Here is a 310-nt window from a genome sequence, read left to right as displayed (position 1 = left end):
CGGCCACCTGTCTGGAGCTCTCGCTCAGGGTGTAGAGCCCAGCCTCGGAGAGATCGAACTCGGTATATCTGGAAGGAATGGCCCGGACAAAGAGATTGACCAGCACAGCCAGCACGATCACAGCCGCGGCAATGGCTGTCGACCACACCCCGCTGCGGAACACCCGCCCGTCACCCGAGGAGATATGCTTTGCAAAAATCTTCATCTGTGTTCCCTCCTCTCAGTTCCAGCGGCGCTTCTCCATGTCCTGCGCCGTAAGGAACAGGAACACTGCCGTCACAGTCAGATAATAGACCACGGCAGGGATGGA

At 58.4% G+C, this 310-nt stretch carries 1 pseudogene; it reads right to left on the bottom strand.

What is annotated here, in order from left to right:
- Positions 1-205, bottom strand: a pseudogene (locus tag P0G09_RS17750) (ABC transporter); the annotation flags it as partial.
- Between the last annotated feature and the right edge of the window lie 105 nt (positions 206-310).

It is taken from the genome of Faecalibacterium sp. DFI.5.82 (assembly GCF_029076575.1).
Lineage (GTDB): Bacteria > Bacillota > Clostridia > Oscillospirales > Ruminococcaceae > Faecalibacterium > Faecalibacterium duncaniae.
This window is presented reverse-complemented; position numbering and strand designations above follow the sequence as displayed.